This window comes from Nonomuraea sp. NPDC049400 (assembly GCF_044466425.1).
Classification (GTDB): domain Bacteria; phylum Actinomycetota; class Actinomycetes; order Streptosporangiales; family Streptosporangiaceae; genus Nonomuraea.
The window spans coordinates 33,091-48,873 of sequence record NZ_JBITMP010000044.1 but is presented as its reverse complement, the minus strand read 5'-3'; the positions used below and the strand labels follow the sequence as shown (position 1 = coordinate 48,873).

Sequence of the window (15,783 nt, the reverse complement as noted above, 5' to 3'; positions counted from 1 at the left end):
AGCGGTCATTCCGACGGCACCATTCGGTAGCCGTTCCACACGAAACGGGCGGTTGTCACCGCGTCGTCCCCGTCGCCCGTGATGAGCTGGTGGACCGCGATCCCGTCGAGTTCGCGGTACTCGCACCACTCGTGGTCGGACGTGAGCACGAGGTCCAACCCCAGGTCCACCAGCAGGTCGAACACCTGCCCCCGGTTCGCCTTGTCCACCCCCACGAACACCTCGTCCAGCAGGATGAACCGCGGGCACGCGGGATCGGTCTGGTAGTGCGCGGCCACCGCGGCGAACAGCGGCAGGTGCAGCGCGATCGCCTTCTCCCCGCCGGACAGCGCCCCGTGCAGCTTTCTCGTGAGCTCCTGCCATCCCTGCCCGTCGCCGCGGTCGAGCTTGACCACGAAGCGGTGCCAGGCCGTGTAGTCGAGCACCTTCATGAGCTGGTCCTCCCAGCCGGCCGACCAGTCGCCGGCCCTGGCCTCCTCCACCCGGTCCCTGAAGAAGGCGTAGAGCGCCTCCTTGTCGGCCTCGCTCAGCCCCGCCGGGTCGCGCAGGAGCAGGTCGCGGGCGGCCCGCGTGCCGGACGGCTGGGTGGGATCGACCTGCCAGACCAGGCGGACGGCGACCCGGGAGGCGGTGCGGACGCGCTCCAGGCGCTGGTTCATGCTCTCCACCAGGGCGGTCGCCTGCCTGATCCGGTCGGCGAGGTGCCGCCGCGTGTCGCCGGCCAGCGTCCGGTCGAACAGGTCCCGCTCCGCCTCCGTGATGTCGGAACGCCGCTCGTCGCGCTCCTTCCGCAGCGCCTCGCTGAGCGCCGCCGCCCCCGCCCGGACGCCGCCGACGGTGGCGGTCAGCACCTGCACGTCCTCGTCGGGCGCCAGCTCCAGGTCCGCCCGGCCGGCGAGGATCTCCCTGGCGTGGTGGAAGGCGTCCTGCAGCCGCGCCTCGGCCTCCTTGACGTTCTTGTGCTCGTACGGCACCGCCGCGAGCTGCCCGGCCACGGCCCTGGCCGACTCCAGCACGGCCCGCACCCCGGTGTCGCGCACCGGCCCGGCAGTCACCCGCGCGTCCGCCGGCAGGTGCCCGGCCATCAGGCGGCGGAACCGCTGCGACACCTCCTCCCGCACGCGGCCCGCCTCGGCGTGCTTCTCCGCGACCGTGCCGAGCTCGCCCCGCAGGCGGCCGAGCCGGGCGTTGAGCCGGGCCAGGTCGTCGTTGACGGAGCGGATGAGGCGGCGGCAGGCCTGGTACGCGAGCTGCGTCTCCTGGAGCTGCTCCAGCACGCGCGCGTCCTCGGCGTCGACCGCGGACTCGACGGCCGCGAGCTTCTCCGCCACCACCACGGCGGCGGCCGCGGCGCTCTCGGCGCGCTCGACGGCTCTGACGGCGAGGTCCTGGTATTCGGCGGCGGTGCCGGCGGTGTGCCGGGCGCGTTCCCCAGCGGCGCGGGCGTCGGCCCGGCGGTCGTGCCAGGCGGCGCCGGCCGTCTCGGCGGCGCGCAGCGCCTCGTCCAGGTTGTCGAGCGCGGCCGGCGCGGTGGGCAGGGCGTGGCTCGCCGCCAGCTCGGTGAGCCGCCGCAGCGAACGGCCGACCTCCTTCTCGCATTCGTGCAGGCGCTGCTCGTACGCCCGCAGCTGGTCCTCCAGCAGCGCGACCTTCTTCACCGCGCCGTCGAGGGCCTCGACCGCGCCGGTGTACGGCCGCCTGTCGGGCCTGCGCCGCAGCTCGGCGGAGAGCGTGTCGCGGTCGGCGTCGACCACGGCGAGCAGGTGGTCGCACTCGGCGATCGTGCCCGCGAGGTCGCCGAGCCGGTCGTCCAGCTCCGCGATGCGGCGGCGCCTGGCGCGCTCCCGGGCGGTGGCGCCGATGTAGGAGGGCTCGGGCTTGACCCAGCGGCCCGCCGCCGGCCCGAGCCGCCAGGTGCCGTCGGCGCCGACGACCGCGGGATGGTCGACGCCGATCGCGCTGGGCGCGAACGCGATGCCCGCCAGCACCGTGTCGGCCCGCACCGGCGAGTCCGCCTCGGTGAGCAGCACGTGGGCCAGGCTGTAGCCGGGTGCGGGCTTGGCCAGCGCCGACACGGCGAACGCGTCATGCTCCCCCGCGTCGAACCCGCCGTCCGGGCGCAGCCACAGGTCCAGCAGGCCCGCCGCCTCCAGCGCCGCCTCCACGCCCGCCTGCGCGACCGGGTCGAGGCCCGACCTGAACGCCACGGCCCGCCACAGCGGGGCTCCGGGGCGGCCCTCCCTGGCGGCGGTGTCCCGGGCGTGCGACGGCGGTGGCTGGACGACGCCCTGGTCGTTGAGCCGTTCGCGTTCGCGGGTCAGCTCGGTGCGCTCGGCCAGCAGCTTGTCGCGCAGGCCGATCAGGTGCTGCTCGCGGGCGGCCAGCCGGACCGCCGCCGCCGTGCGGGCGGCGGCCACCAGCTCGTCGGCCTGCTCGGGCAGTTCGGCCGTGCCCGCCAGCTCTTCGGGGTCGAGCTTGAGCTGCGTGCAGCCGCCCGCCCAGTCGGTGAGGGCGGCGGCCAGGTCGCGGGCTCGCTCGTCGCGCAGGCGTTCCGCCTGGTCGTGGGCCGTACGGGCGGCGGCGTGGGCGTCTCGGGCGCGGTCGCGGTCCTGCTCGGCGGCGGTGCGGCGCTTGATCGCCTCGTGGTGCTCGACGGCTCCGGCCCGTACCTCGCGGATCTGCGCGGCCCGGCTGGTGACGGCGGCCCGCAACAGCTCCCGCGCCCGATGCACGGCGTCCTCGCCGTCGGAAGCGCGGCCGCCCTCGGAAGCGCGGCCGACGTCCGGCGCGGCGGCTCCGGTGGCACCGGCTTGCGCGCCACCAGGTCCGGCCTGTGTGACGCCGGGCCGGGGCGCGTCCGGGAGATCCTCGGGGTGGGCGCCGTCGGGGTCGCCGGTCGCCCAGGTGGAGCCCGCTCGCTCGGACTCCTCGTGGGCGGCGAGAAGGCCGGCGCGTTCGGCCGCGTGGCGGGCCTGCGTTCCGGCGCGGTCGGCGAGGGCGGCGGCGGTGCGGGCCGCGGCGTCGGCCGAGGAAGCGAGCTCCTGCTTGGCGGCGGCGGCGCGGGCCGCCGCGCCCGCCTGGTCGCGAAGGCGGGCGGCCGTCTCGTGGGCGGCCTGCGCCTCCGTACGGAGCCGGTGCAGCTCGGCACCCGTCCGGTACGCCTGGCTCTCCTTGAGCCCGTCGATCTGCGCGGCCAGCGCCAGTTCCTGCGCCTCCTCCTCGCCCAGCCGCGCGGTCGTGGCGGCCAGCTCGCCTTCGACCTCCTTGAGCGTTTCCCGCTTCGCCTCGGCCTCGGCGGCCAGCGAGTCCAGGGCGTCTCCTGCGGACGTCACCGCCGCAGCGGCGGCCCGCAGGACGCGCTGGGCGTAGCCGCGCTGCCGGGTGGCGAGCCGGTCGGCCTCCTCCACCTCGCGCTCGAGCAGCCGCAGCTCCTCGCGCTGCCGGTCGAGCCGCTCGAACCCTTCGGCGATCTCGTGGATCTCCCCTTCGCCGAGCGGCGGCAGGGCGCTCGACAGGAGGTCGGACAGCAGGCCGGGATCGAGGCGTTCGGACAGCTTGGGAGTGCGCAGCTGGCGCAGCGCGGTGAGCAGCGAGTCGTAGCGCTGCTCGTTAAGCGCCGGGTAGAGCGTCTGCCGCACGACGGCGCGGTAGGCGTCGGCGGACTCGTGGACCGTGCCCGACGTGCCGAGCTCCTCGATGAGCTGGGCCTTGGTCAGGGGCTGACCGCCTTCGCCGGTGAGCCTGATGCCGTCGGGGGCGTCGACGCGGGCCTCGGTCGTGAAGTAGACGGCGGTGACGTTCTTGGTGTGGATGGTGGCCTGAAGCCGGGCGCCGCAGGTGAACCAGCGGCCGTCGGCGTGCCGGAACTCCAGCCACACGTAGCCGACGCGGGTGGTGCCGCCGGCGCCGTCGCCCATCAGGTTCCAGTGCATGGTGCGCTCGGTGCCGCCGAACGTGGACAGCCGGCTCGGCTTGAGGCTGGCGTCGAGCACGTACGGGAACAGCAGCTCGAGCACCTTGGACTTGCCGCTGCCGTTGGGCCCGCGCAGCAGCAGCCTGCCCCGGTGGAACTCGAACACCTCGTCGTAGTAGCGCCACACGTTGAGGATGCCGGCGCGTACGGGGACCCAGCGGGCGTCCATTCCGTGCGCGGCGCGGGCGGCGGCGGTGAGCTCGGTGACTGTCATGAATCCTCCTGGACGGCCGGGTCGACCCGGTAGCGGGCCGCGGCGGGCAGGGCGGCGATCCGGTCGCCCGTACGGCGGGCCAGCCCGAACATCGTGAGCACCTCCAGCGCGTCCCCGGCCAGCCGCGGCCCGCCCTCGTCGGACTGGTACGCCCTGGCCCACAGCGGGAAGCGGCGCAGCAGCTCCGTGGCCTCGGCGTCGAGGCGGGCGGCGGTGACGGGTCCGGCGGAGACCAGCAGGTCGAGCATGAGCAGGGCGGCCACCTTGGCGTGGCTGCCGTCGTCGGGGAATCTGGTGTCCGTGGCGGTGGCGTCGGTGTCGACGAGCAGGAGGCCCTCGGCACGTTCCTCCAGCACGAAACCGGCCTCCTCCGCGGCTCGGCGGATGAGCCTGCGACCGGTGAGCGAGGCCGCGTAGGCCGCCTGGTCGGGGGTCAGCTCGTCGCGGTAGACGACCGGCTCGTCGAGCAGGCGGCGGAGCAGCGAGTGCCTGGCCCACAGGTTGCGCTGGGTCTCTGTCGGCTCCTCGCCGCCGTACCGCGCCTCGGTGGTGAGCGCGCCGCAGCGGTCCCCCTCCCCGGAGGCGATCCTGGTGGGAGGCACCGGGGCGGCGAGGAGCCTGATCACGCGGGTGGTGTCGACGCGGTAGAGCACCTTGGCCCCCTCGTCGTCGAGGTAGGCGTCGGTCGCGCCGTCCATGGCGATGATCGCGCCGTGGTGTTCGAGCAGTTTGAGCGCGTCCACGAACGCGGCCCGCTCCTCGCCCCTGACCGGGTCGAACGCGGGCACCTCCGCCTCCACCGCGGCTGCCTGGACGACGCGCTGGGCCAGCATGCCGATCGTGGTGACCGGCGAGGTGAGCAGCTCGGCCGCGCACAGGCAGAGCAGCGTGTAGCGGCGGCGGTCGAACGGAGCCCTGGTGGCGCGGTGGCGCCGGGCGGGCCGGGTGGCGTCGGCCTCGGACCTGACCTTGACCAGGCGGGCGTACCCCTGGCGCGGCTCCACGACCAGCCGCCAGCCGCAGAAGTAGTCGAACCACTGGATCAGCGGCTGCCGCCGCTTCGTGATCAGGTCGAAGGCGGCGGGGTCGTCGTGCTGGGACACGAGGGGCCGGCGGAGCAGGGTTCTGATCGCCCGGGCGATCTCCTCCTTCTCGGCCCTGACGAGCTGGTTGGCCAGGCTGCTCATGCGCCCGCCGCCCGTCTGCGCGGCGGCCGGCCATGCTCCTCGGACATCCGGCCGCGGGCCCCCTCGAGCGAGCGCACGTCGATGAGGTAGTCGGGTCCCCGGAACCACCCATCAGAGGTGCGCAACACCGCCACCGCCCCGTCGTCGGGAGCCCGCAGCACGATCTCCACCCGCCCGTCGGAGGTCACCGCCCGCCGGAACCCGGTCGAGTCGGGCCGCTCGGCCAGGGCCCTCCCAAGCAGATCGAGCAGCCGCCCGAACGTGTCGTGGTCGACCTCGCCCATCTGCGACAGGCGCATGGCCCCGGTGGTGGCCAGCGCCGACCAGGCGGCCTCCAGCTCCGCCCGTTCCTTCTCGGCCCGTGCCCGGCGCTCGGCCCGCAAGCAGTCGACGTCGCGCACCCTTCCCGTGCGTCCCATCCGCTCGTTGCGCCCGCGTGCGCGCAGCAGCGCCGACACCTCCACGGGCTCGGCCTCCGACCACGGCACCCCTGCCGGGATCAGCTCGGCGTCCGCGTGCCCCAGGTGCGCGTGCCGGGACGAGCCCAGCCCGAACGCCGCGTCCCACAGCCGATGCGCGTCGTCCTCGCTGGGCGCCCCCGCGAACCAGCGGGCCAGCGTACGGAAGTCGGCCGCGGCACTGGAGGAGCGGCGGCGGGAGTCGGTGATCCGGTCGAGCACCTGCAGCAGCGACACGATGGCCCGCCGCGCCACGTCATGGAGCAGCCGCACCCGCGGGACCCCGCCGTCGTCGGGCGCGAACCACTGCCGCAGCCCCTCCCACCTGGCCGCCCTGGCCGCCAGCCACGCCGTGGCGTGGTCCGTGCCGGGCGCCTGCGGCAGATCGGCGCCGTCAAGTGCCCGCGCGTGCAGCACGTCGACGCCGTGCCCGGCCACCGCGTCCAGGGCGGCGGCGATGGTGTCGCCGCGCTGCTCCAGATTGCCGGCGAACTCCTGCAGGTAGGCCACGGTGGCGCCCTTGACCTCGTGGTACGTGCTCAGCTCCGCCGCCTCGACGCGCAGCAGCCGCTGCAGCTCGCCGTTGAACCACTTGGTGTTGTCCCGCAGCCCGTCGAGGTGGCACTCCAGCTCCTGCAGGGCGGCGAAAATGCGCCGGTTGCGCCGGGGGTCGGGATCGCGCAGCAGCCCGTCCAGCTCTCCCAGCCGGTCGGCGATCGCGTCGAGCACCGCGGTCTGCAGCGCTCCGGACGAGGTCAGCACGGCCATCGCGTGCCGCGCTCCGGCGAAGGCCGCCTCGCCCCGCCTGGTCAGCGCGTACTGCAGGTTCTTGCGCTCGTACTCCTCCGCGGTGGCGAAGCTGCCCGCGTGGTTGAAGATGACGTCGAGCAGCCCCCACCCCGCGAGCTGCTTGAGCGTCCCGGTCAGCTCCTGCTCGCCGACCGGCGCGTACCACCCCACCGTCCGCAGCCGGTCCCGCACCTCGTCCACCGTCAGCGCCGTCTCGAGCCGCTCGCCGGCCTCGCCGAAGGCGTAGAGCACCGCCGTGTGCAGGTCGGCCCGCTCGGTGGTGGCGAACCGGAACATCTCCGGCGGCACCCGTGGCTGCTCAGCCATCGACCCGCTCCCCTCGCCGCACGATTGCCACGCGCGCACCATAGCGGGAAGCCCCCGCGCGACGGCCACGGTTTGCGAGCAGATCACACGGGTACGGCGGTGGCATTGGAAGGGGGCTTGGGGTGGCGGAGTTCGAGGCGACGCGTGGCATGCCCGCGAACAGCACAATCGTGTACGGCGTCGCGTCCGATGTGGACATCATGGACAGATGGCTCCCACAGGGCCTTTCGGTCGCCGACGCCGGCCCCGGCACCCTGGAGGCCGCCGGCGATCTGGTGCCAGGACCGGGGCCGCACGAGGGGCTGTTCCGCGCCTCCGAGGAGCAGCTTCGGGTGGAGTGGGGTGGCCGCGACCACCCTGACTACGCGGGCTGGCTCCAGGTGTCCGACGCGGCCGGCGGCACGAGCGAGGTGACCGTGCACATATCGCTCCTCGACGAGCCCGACTCGGGGGCACGGGCCGACGAGGTGCGCGAGCTGCTCGACCGCTCACTCGACCGCCTGGCCGACGAGGTGGCCAGGCGCCTTTCGGCTTGAGCCCGCCTTTGCGGAGACCCGCCCGGCTCTTGGGGCTGCGCCGGGCTAGTCGTCGAGAGCCAGCGTGAGGCGGCGGGCCAGGCCGGTGTTCCTGCGGTGGCCCAGCCGGTGGACCGCCATCTCCAGCGCCTCCCGCTGGCCCACCAGCACCACCCACGCCTTGGCCCTGGTCACCAGCGTGTAAAGGAGCTTGCGGCGCAGCATGATCCCGCCGGACTCGGCGACGATCGGCGCCACCACGAACGGGTATTCGCTGCCCTGTGACCGGTGCACGCTGATCGCGTAGGCGTGGGTCAGGTCGTCGAGCTCGTCGAACCCGTAGCGCACGCTCTCGCCGTCGTCGGTCAGGATCTCGATCATGCGCTCCTCCGGCACGACCGCCGTGACCGTGCCGGTCTCCCCGTTGAAGACTCCTTTGTCGTAGTTGTTGCGGATCGGCATGACCCGGTCGCCCACCCGGAAGACCGACGCGCCCGACCAGTGCTCCGGCTTGTCGTCGGCCGCCGGGTTGAGCTGGTCCTGGATCAGCCGGCCGAGCGCCGTGGCGCCCGTCTCGCCCTTGCGCATCGGGCACAGCACCTGCACCTGACCGGGCTCGACGTTCTGCTTGCGCGGGATCGCCACCATCGCCAGGTGGGCCACGCGCCGCGCGACCTGGGCGGGATCGTCGAGCTCCTCGAACCAGAACCCGCCGCCCGCCGTGCGGACCGGCAGCCGGCCGGCGCGGATGCGGTGGGCGGCGTCGATGATGCCGCTGCCGCCCGCCTGCCGGAAGACGTGGGTGAGCCGCACCCGCGGGATCGCCTCGGCCCGCAGCAGGTCGGCGAGCACGTCGCCGGGCCCGATGCTCGGCAGCTGGTCGCTGTCGCCGATGAGCAGCAGGTGGCTCCCGGACGGCACGGCCGCGGCCAGCCGGGTGGCCAGGTGCAGGTCGAGCATGGACGCCTCGTCGACCACGATCAGATCGGCCTGCGACGGCCTCTCGTCGAACAGCGTCTCGGGGTCGGGGTCGGGCTGCTGGGCGAGCATCCGGTGGATGGTCATCGCGGGCAGCCCGGTCAGCTCGGACAGGCGCTTGGCCGCCTTGCCCGTGGGCGCCGTGAGCGTCACCGTGCCGCCCGCGGCCCTGACCGTGGTCGCGATGGCCTTCACCGTGTGGCTCTTGCCGCACCCCGGGCCGCCGGTGATGATGGAGACGGTGCTGGTCAACGCCATGTTGACGGCGGCGCGCTGGTCGTCGTGGAGCGCTGGGTCGTCGCGGAAGGAGCGCAGGGGCAGGGTCGAGCGGGCCCGCATGAGCCGGGTGATCTGCTCGGTCAGCGCCACCTCGCGGCTGTGCACGTGCTTGGCGTAAACCACCGGCGTGCCCGCCTGGTCGGGGCCGGCCTCCACGACCACCCTGCGGTCGGCGACCAGCGCGTCGATCATCGGGCGCACGAGGGCCTGGTCCTGCTCGATCAGCTCCGCCGTCTCCCTGACCAGCGTGGACATCGGCACGTAGCAGTGGCCGTCGCGGCTGCCGGCCGCCTCCAGCCGGTCGAGCAGCGCCGCCTTGACCCGCTGCGGGCTGCGCTCGGGCACCCCCGACTGCAGCGCGATCTTGTCGGCGATGCGGAACGCGATCCCGCGCACCCGCCCGATCAGCCGGTAGGGGTCGGTGGCCAGGACCTCGTCGGCGTCCTGCCCGAACGCCTGGTAGATCTTGGCCGCGAGCAGCGGGCTGACCCCGAGCCCCTGGAGCGTCACCATCAGCGCGGCGATCGCCTTCTGCTCCTGCCACGCCTGGACGATCTGGCCCTGCCGCTGCGGCCCGATGTTGACGACCTCGGTGAGCCGCGCGGGCTCGCTGTCGATCACCTTGAGCGTGGCCTCGCCGAAGTGGTCGACGATCGCGTACGCCAGCCGCGGCCCGATCCCCCTGATCAGCCCCGACCCCAGGTAGATCCGGATGGCCCGCACCGACGAGGGCGCCACCCGCTCGCACCCGCTCACCGCGAACCGGCGGCCGAAACGCGGATGCCTGCCCCACTCGCCGAACAGCCGCAGCGTCTCGCCCGGCTGCACGCCGGCCAGCGCCCGCCCGGTGGCCACGAAGTCGGGCTCGCCGTCTGCGCTCATGCGCGCGACGGTGTATTCGTCCTCGCGGACGTAGACGAGCTGCTCGACCGACGCCTCCACACGAGAGATCCAACCACCCACCGCCGACAAACGGTCACACGGCAACCGGATAGTGTGCGCCTCCGCTACCTGTGGTGGACCGCTGGACGCGGTCCACCATAGATCTCCGGTTCGGTGTCGCCCCATGGCTCGCCGTGCAGCGGGTGCAGCGCCTTGGTCGCGTCCAGCCAGATGAAGGCGTCGTAGCGGCGGCCGACGACCGTGGGCACGTAGTTGCCCCAGCGCTCCCGCTCGGGGTGGTACACGACGCCGATCGCCCGGTGCGCCATCGGCTCGTCGTAGAAATCGGCCCTGGATCCTTCTGGCGGCACCACGAACAGGGCCTCCGGCGCGGCGGCGGCCTCGTGCAGCAGCGACTCCAGGGACGCGGGACGCGCGGGCGGCACCCGCATGACGTGGTGCTGGGCGCCCCACCGGTCGGCGGCCACCACGGACCCGTGATGGGTGCCGAACCCCACCAGCACGGCGTCCTCGCCGTACCGCTCCCGGGCGAGCTGCCCGAGGTTGGTCATGCCCGCGGCGGCCATGTCGGTGGCGCGGGCGTCGCCGATGTGCGTGTTGTGCGCCCACACCACGCCCTTGGCGCGGTGGAAGTCGGCGAGCCTTTCCATGCTGTCGGCCATGTGGACGTCCCTGACGTTCCAGGACTCGGGGCCGCCGCGCACCATGGCCCGGTAGTAGCGCTCGGCCCCGGCCACGATCTCGGCGTTCTGCCGGGCGCTGAATCCCTGCTCGTCCTCGGGAGCCGCCCGGATCACCGACTTGAGCAGGGCCACCACCTCGTCCTCGCAGGTCTCCGGGATCAGCCGGGTGTCCAGGCCGTACTGCTGCGGGTCGTGGCCGTACGCCTCGAAGCAGTACAGCGCGTCCATGATGGAGTCCATCTCGTCCGGCAGCTGGGCGGCGGCGTAGCGGCGCACGGCGCGCAGTGACTCCCACAGGCTGTAGACGTCCAGGCCGTGGAAGCCGCAGCGTTCCTCCGGCGGGAAACCGGCGTTCCAGCGCCGCAGCCACCGGCAGAACTCCACGACCTCGTGGTTGGCCCACATGAACGTCGGCCAGCGCTGGAACGCGTAGAGCGCCTCGAAAGGATCGGTGTCGCCGGTTACGGCCTGATGCACCCGTTCGCAGTCGGGCCAGTCGCCCTCGACCCCGACGAACCCGAATCCCTTCTCGGCGATCAAGCGGCGGGTCAGCTCCACCCGCCAGGCGTAGAACTCGTGCGTGCCGTGGCTGGCCTCACCGATCAGCACGAATCTGGCCTCGCCCACGCGCTCCAGCAGCGGGTCGAGGTCCCCCGGGCCGATCAGCGGCACCGCCGACCGGCGTACCTCGTCGAGAACCGTCATTCGTCCTCCTCCGCGAGCATCCGCAGGCATTCGCGGGCCAGCTGCAGCTCCTCCCGCACCTGGATCACCATGACGGGGACGGCCGCGCCGAACGCGCTGACCGGCCCGTCGTCGTGGCGGTTGCCCATGGCGGGAGGCTCGATGCCGAGCAGGCCCAGCCGGCCGCAGACGGCCTCGCGTACTTCAGGCTGGTCCCAGCCGATCTCCCCCGTGAAGACCAGCGCGTCGATCCGCCCCAGCGCGGTGGCCGCGGCGGCGATCTCCCTGCTCACCCGGTGGCTGAACACGCCCAGCGCCAGCTCTGCCGCGGCGTTCCCCTGCCGCGCGGCCGCCACCAGGTCGCGCGTGTCCCCCGAGAGTCCGCCCGACAGCCCGAGCAGGCCGGAGCGCCGCTCCAGCCCCTCGCCCAGCTCCTCCAGCGTCAGATGGCCCGCGGAGAGCAGCCACAGCAGCATCCCCGGGTCCACGCTGCCCGAGCGCTTGCTCATGGGCAGCCCGTCCAGCGGCGTGAAGCCCATGGAGGTGTCCAGGCTGCGCCCGCCCGACACCGCGCACACCGAGCATCCGCCGCCCAGGTGCGTCAGCACCAGGTCCAGCTCGGTCAGCGGCTTGCCGATCAGCTCGGCCGCCCGGTCGGCCGCCCACGCGTACGACAGGCCGTGGAAGCCGTAGCGGCGCAGCCCGAAGCGCTCCCGCCAGGAGAGCGGCAGCGCGTAGAGCGCGGCCTCCTCCGGCAGCCCGGCGTGGAAAGCGGTGTCCGGGCAGAGCACGTGCGGCACGGCCGGCAGCTCCTCGCGGGCCGCCTCCAGCAGGGCCAGCGCCGGCGGCAGGTGCAGCGGCGCCAGGCTGGTCAGGCCGCGCAGCGCCGCAGCCGTCTCGTCGTCGGCCACGACCGGCGCGCGTACGAGGTCGCCGCCGTGCACGAGGCGGTGCGCCACGGCACGGATGTCGCGGCCGAAATGCCCGCCGAGGAACCCCGACAGCTCCTCCCTGGCCGAGCCCGGGTCGATGGCACGCTCGGCGTGCGCGCTGTCCAGCACGCAACCGCCCTCCACGAGGTCGAGGCGTAGGCTCGACGAGCCGGCGTTGACGGTGAGCACCGCCGCCGACTCCGTCACCTGCTCGTCGATCGCCCGGCTCATGCCCGCTCGGCTACCCGCCGACGAAGCCACAAAACGGGACGAAACCCGGGGCGCCCGCTTTACTCCCGTCAGGGGTTGTCCCGTCTGGACCTCGGGTAGGCGTGCGCCATGGACATCACCCTGCAGGTGAACGGCGTGTCCCGCGCTGTGGACGTGGACCCCCGGATGTCGCTGCTCGACCTGCTGCGCGAACGACTGGCCCTGATCGGCGCCAAGAAGGGCTGCGACCACGGGCAGTGCGGGGCCTGCACGGTCCTGATCGACGGGCGGCGCGCCAACTCCTGCCTGGCGCTGGCCGTCGCCGTGGACGGCTCGGAGATCACCACCGTCGAGGGGCTGGGCCACGAGGACGACCTGCACCCCCTGCAGGCCGCGTTCATCGAGCACGACGCGTTCCAGTGCGGCTACTGCACGCCGGGGCAGCTCTGCTCGGCGGCCGGGATGCTGGGCGAGCCGGGTCCGAGCGCCATCACCGACGACATGCGCGCCGACCCCGGACTGACCCCGGAGGAGATCAGAGAGCGGATGAGCGGAAACCTGTGCCGGTGCGGCGCCTACGTCAACATCGTCAGCGCGATCGCCGAGGTCGCGCCGTGAAGACGTTCGAGTACGCCCGCGCCGAGAGCCCGTCGGACGCGGTACGCAGGTTCGGGCCGGGCGCCATGTATCTGGGCGGCGGCACCAACCTGGTGGACCTCATGCGACTGGGAGTGGCACAGCCGGACCACCTGGTGGACGTCAGCAGGCTGCCGCTCGACACGATCGAGGAGGTCGGCGACCGGGTCCGCGTCGGCGCCGCCGTCCGCAACAGCGATCTGGCGGCCGATCCCCTGGTGCGCTCCCGCTACCCGATGCTGGCGCGGGCGGTGCTGAGCGGCGCGTCCGGCCAGGTGCGCAACATGGCGACGGTCGCCGGCAACCTGCTGCAGCGCACCCGCTGCCCGTACTTCCAGGACGTGACCAGGCCGTGCAACAAGCGCGAGCCCGGCTCCGGCTGCCCGGCCATCGAGGGCGACCACACGAACCTGGCCATCCTCGGCACCTCGCACGCCTGCGTGGCCACCCACCCGTCGGACATGGCGGTCCCGCTGGCCGCACTGGGGGCCGAGGTGCACGTCACCGGCCCGGGCGGTGACCGGATCATCCCGATCCCGGGGCTGCACCGGCTGCCGGGAGACGCGCCGGAGCGGGACACCGTGCTGGAGCCGGGCGACCTGATCACCGCCGTGGAGCTGCCCGCGCCGCCGGCGGGCGCCTCGATCTACCGGAAGGTCCGCGAGCGGGCGTCGTTCGCGTTCGCGCTCGTGTCGATCGCCGCCGTGCTCGACGTGCGCGACGGCGTGGTCGCCGGCTGCCGTCTCGCGCTCGGCGGCGTGGCCCACGCGCCGTGGCGGGCCGAGCGTGCCGAGCAGGTGCTGATCGGCGGCCCCCCGACGGGTGAGGCCTTCCTCACCGCCGCCGAGGCGGAGCTGGAGCAGGCGCGGCCGCTCCCGCGCAACGCGTTCAAGGTGCCCCTGGCCCGCAACCTGATCGTCCGCACGCTCGAGGAGCTGGCACAGTGAACCGCATCGAGGGCCGCGTCAAGGTCACCGGGCTGGCCACGTACGCGGCCGAATACCCGGTCGAGGGCGTCACCTACGCCTATCCCGTGCAGTCGCGGATCGCCAAGGGCAGGATCAAGAGGATCGACGGGCGGGACGCGCTCGCCATGCCGGGCGTGCTGGCCGTGCTGTCCAGCGACGACCCGCCCCGGCTGGCCCGCGAGGCGGAGGGCGAGCTCGCGCTGTTCCAGAGCCGCGACGTCGCCTACCGGGGCCAGTTCGTGGCCGCCGCGGTGGCCGACACGTACGAGAACGCCCGCGCCGCCGCGGACGCGATCGTCGTCGAGTACGAGCAGGACCTCCACGACGTGACCCTGCGCGCCGACCACCCCAACCTGTACCAGCCGGAGACCGTCAACCCCGGTTTCCCGTGCGACACGGTGAAAGGCGACGTCGAGGCCGGGCTCGACGCGGCCGAGACCAGCATCGACGTGATCTACACGACCCCTGTCCTGCACAACAACCCGATGGAGCCGCACGCCGCCCTGGCGGTGTGGGACGCCGAGGGCCGGCTGCTGGTGTACGACACCGCGCAGGGCACGTCCTCGAGCCGCGACCTCATCGCGAAGACGCTCGGCCTGCCCAGGGAGCAGGTCCGCGTGGTGTCCAGGCACGTCGGCGGCGGATTCGGCTCGAAGGGCACGACCAGGCCGCAGGCCGTGCTGGCCGCCCTGGCCGCCAGGGCCGTCGGCCGCCCGGTCAAGATCGTGCTGACCAGGCAGCAGATGTACGACGTGACCGGCTACCGTACGCCGACAATCCAGCGGCTGCGGCTCGGCGCCGACGCGGAGGGCCGTCTGACGGCGGTGGAGCACGTGGCCTACGAGCAGAGCTCGACGCTGGTGGAGTTCGCTGAGCAGACCGCGACCCCGGCCCGCGTCATGTACGCCACGCCCGCGCTGCGCACCGCGCACCGGCTCGTCCGGCTGGACGTAGCCACCCCGTCGTGGATGCGCGCCCCGGGCGAGTGCCCCGGCATGTACGCGCTGGAGTCCGCCATGGACGAGTTGGCCTACGCCGCCGGCCTCGACCCGATCGAGCTGCGCGTCATCAACGATCCGGAGACGGAGCCGGACAGCGGCCGGCCGTTCAGCTCCCGCAGCCTGGTCGCCTGCCTGCGCGAGGGGGCCCGCCGCTTCGGCTGGGACCGGCGCGACGCGGGGCCCGCGCTGCGGCGGGACGGCGAGTGGATGATCGGCACCGGCGTGGCCTCCTCCACCTACCCGGCCGTGCGCCGGCCGTCGAAGGCCCGCGTCACCATGCGGGAGGGCGACTTCCTGGTCCAGCTGGCCGCCGCCGACATCGGGACCGGCGCGCGTACCGCGCTGACCGGGATCGCGGCCGAGGCGCTGGGCGTCGCGCCCGAACGGGTGCACGTCGAGCTGGGCGACAGCGACCTGCCGGACGCGCCGCTCGCGGGTGGCTCCATGGGCACGGCCTCGTGGGGCACGGCGATCGTGCGCGCCTGCGAGGCGCTCAAGGTCAACGGCGCGGAGGGCCGCGCGGACACCACCGAGGAGATCAAGCGGGACGCGGAGCTGGCCAGGCACGCCTTCGGCGCCCAGTTCGCCGAGGTGCGGGTGAACTCCGTGACCGGCGAGGTACGCCTGTCGCGCCTGCTCGGCGTGTTCGCGGCGGGGCACATCGTGGACCCCAAGCTGGCCAGGTCCCAGTTCATCGGCGGCATGACGATGGGCATGGGGATGGCGCTGATGGAGGAGACGTTCACCGACGAGGAGTTCGGCGGTTTCCTCCGGCGCGACCTGGCCCAGTACCACGTCCCGGCCTGCGCGGACGTGCCGGACATCGAGGCGGTCTGGCTGGATGAGGAGGACGCCGGGCTCAACCCCATGGGCAGCAAGGGCATCGGCGAGATCGGCATCGTCGGCACGGCTGCCGCCATCGGCAACGCCGTGTACCACGCCACCGGCCATCGCGTGCGCGACCTCCCGATCACCCCGGCCAAGGTTCTTGATCTGATGTTTTAGCCCGCTTTACCAAGGAAGGAGGATTCCCTCGTTCCAGAGGT

The 15,783-nt window shown here is 73.6% G+C and carries 10 protein-coding genes; 4 read left to right on the top strand and 6 right to left on the bottom strand.

Features of this window, described 5'->3' with window-relative positions; translation table 11 throughout:
• Positions 1-5: 5 nt before the first annotated feature.
• The 3 genes from ACIBVN_RS45095 to ACIBVN_RS45085 are packed head-to-tail and all read right to left on the bottom strand — an operon-like array spanning position 6 to position 6,948.
• The gene (locus ACIBVN_RS45095; RefSeq protein ID WP_397146447.1) at positions 6-4,187 is read right to left on the bottom strand and encodes a TIGR02680 family protein; all 4,182 of its coding nucleotides are present in this window, start codon (positions 4,185-4,187) and stop codon (positions 6-8) included.
• Positions 4,184-5,374 (bottom strand): TIGR02678 family protein, encoded by a 1,191-nt coding sequence (locus ACIBVN_RS45090; protein ID WP_397146446.1) that lies wholly within the window; start codon positions 5,372-5,374, stop codon positions 4,184-4,186. Before ACIBVN_RS45090 ends, ACIBVN_RS45095 begins: the two co-directional genes overlap by 4 nt.
• Positions 5,371-6,948 (bottom strand): TIGR02677 family protein, encoded by a 1,578-nt coding sequence (locus tag ACIBVN_RS45085; RefSeq protein ID WP_397146445.1) that lies wholly within the window; start codon positions 6,946-6,948, stop codon positions 5,371-5,373. The genes ACIBVN_RS45090 and ACIBVN_RS45085 overlap by 4 nt, the downstream gene beginning before the upstream one ends.
• Positions 6,949-7,070: 122 nt before the next feature.
• Here ACIBVN_RS45085 and ACIBVN_RS45080 point away from each other — a divergent pair, with 122 nt between their 5' ends.
• The gene (locus ACIBVN_RS45080; protein ID WP_349457503.1) at positions 7,071-7,484 is read left to right on the top strand and encodes an SRPBCC family protein; all 414 of its coding nucleotides are present in this window, start codon (positions 7,071-7,073) and stop codon (positions 7,482-7,484) included.
• Between the two features lie 45 nt (positions 7,485-7,529).
• On the opposite strand, the gene ACIBVN_RS45075 is transcribed toward ACIBVN_RS45080, so the two are convergent.
• The 3 genes from ACIBVN_RS45075 to ACIBVN_RS45065 form a co-directional block, all read right to left on the bottom strand.
• Positions 7,530-9,662 (bottom strand): ATP-dependent RecD-like DNA helicase, encoded by a 2,133-nt coding sequence (locus tag ACIBVN_RS45075; RefSeq protein ID WP_397146444.1) that lies wholly within the window; start codon positions 9,660-9,662, stop codon positions 7,530-7,532.
• Between the two features lie 65 nt (positions 9,663-9,727).
• On the bottom strand, positions 9,728-11,011 hold the full coding sequence (locus ACIBVN_RS45070) for an erythromycin esterase family protein (protein ID WP_397146443.1): 1,284 nt from the start codon (positions 11,009-11,011) through the stop codon (positions 9,728-9,730).
• Positions 11,008-12,153 (bottom strand): acetate/propionate family kinase, encoded by a 1,146-nt coding sequence (locus ACIBVN_RS45065; RefSeq protein WP_397146442.1) that lies wholly within the window; start codon positions 12,151-12,153, stop codon positions 11,008-11,010. Before ACIBVN_RS45065 ends, ACIBVN_RS45070 begins: the two co-directional genes overlap by 4 nt.
• 108 nt (positions 12,154-12,261) lie before the next feature.
• Between ACIBVN_RS45065 and ACIBVN_RS45060 the strand changes: the two genes are divergently transcribed.
• From ACIBVN_RS45060 to ACIBVN_RS45050, 3 genes are read left to right on the top strand one after another with little or no spacing between them, the layout of a single operon-like run.
• Positions 12,262-12,750 carry a (2Fe-2S)-binding protein gene (locus ACIBVN_RS45060; protein ID WP_397146441.1) on the top strand — a complete coding sequence of 163 codons (489 nt, stop codon included), beginning with the start codon at positions 12,262-12,264 and terminating at the stop codon, positions 12,748-12,750.
• A complete protein-coding gene (locus tag ACIBVN_RS45055; protein WP_397146440.1) occupies positions 12,747-13,715 on the top strand; it encodes an FAD binding domain-containing protein in 969 nt (322 codons plus the stop codon). The genes ACIBVN_RS45060 and ACIBVN_RS45055 overlap by 4 nt, the downstream gene beginning before the upstream one ends.
• Entirely contained in the window at positions 13,712-15,742 is a 2,031-nt protein-coding gene (locus tag ACIBVN_RS45050) for a xanthine dehydrogenase family protein molybdopterin-binding subunit (protein WP_397146439.1), read from the top strand. Before ACIBVN_RS45055 ends, ACIBVN_RS45050 begins: the two co-directional genes overlap by 4 nt.
• Positions 15,743-15,783 lie beyond the last annotated feature (41 nt).

What these genes read in the sequence shown, in the direction of transcription:
- ACIBVN_RS45095 (WP_397146447.1), bottom strand. Translation starts at nt 4,187, where the DNA reads ATGACAGTCACCGAGCTCACCGCCGCCGCCCGCGCCGCGCACGGAATG.
- ACIBVN_RS45090 (WP_397146446.1), bottom strand. Translation starts at nt 5,374, where the DNA reads ATGAGCAGCCTGGCCAACCAGCTCGTCAGGGCCGAGAAGGAGGAGATC.
- ACIBVN_RS45085 (WP_397146445.1), bottom strand. Translation starts at nt 6,948, where the DNA reads ATGGCTGAGCAGCCACGGGTGCCGCCGGAGATGTTCCGGTTCGCCACC.
- ACIBVN_RS45070 (WP_397146443.1), bottom strand. Translation starts at nt 11,011, where the DNA reads ATGACGGTTCTCGACGAGGTACGCCGGTCGGCGGTGCCGCTGATCGGC.
- ACIBVN_RS45065 (WP_397146442.1), bottom strand. Translation starts at nt 12,153, where the DNA reads ATGAGCCGGGCGATCGACGAGCAGGTGACGGAGTCGGCGGCGGTGCTC.
- ACIBVN_RS45060 (WP_397146441.1), top strand. Translation starts at nt 12,262, where the DNA reads ATGGACATCACCCTGCAGGTGAACGGCGTGTCCCGCGCTGTGGACGTG.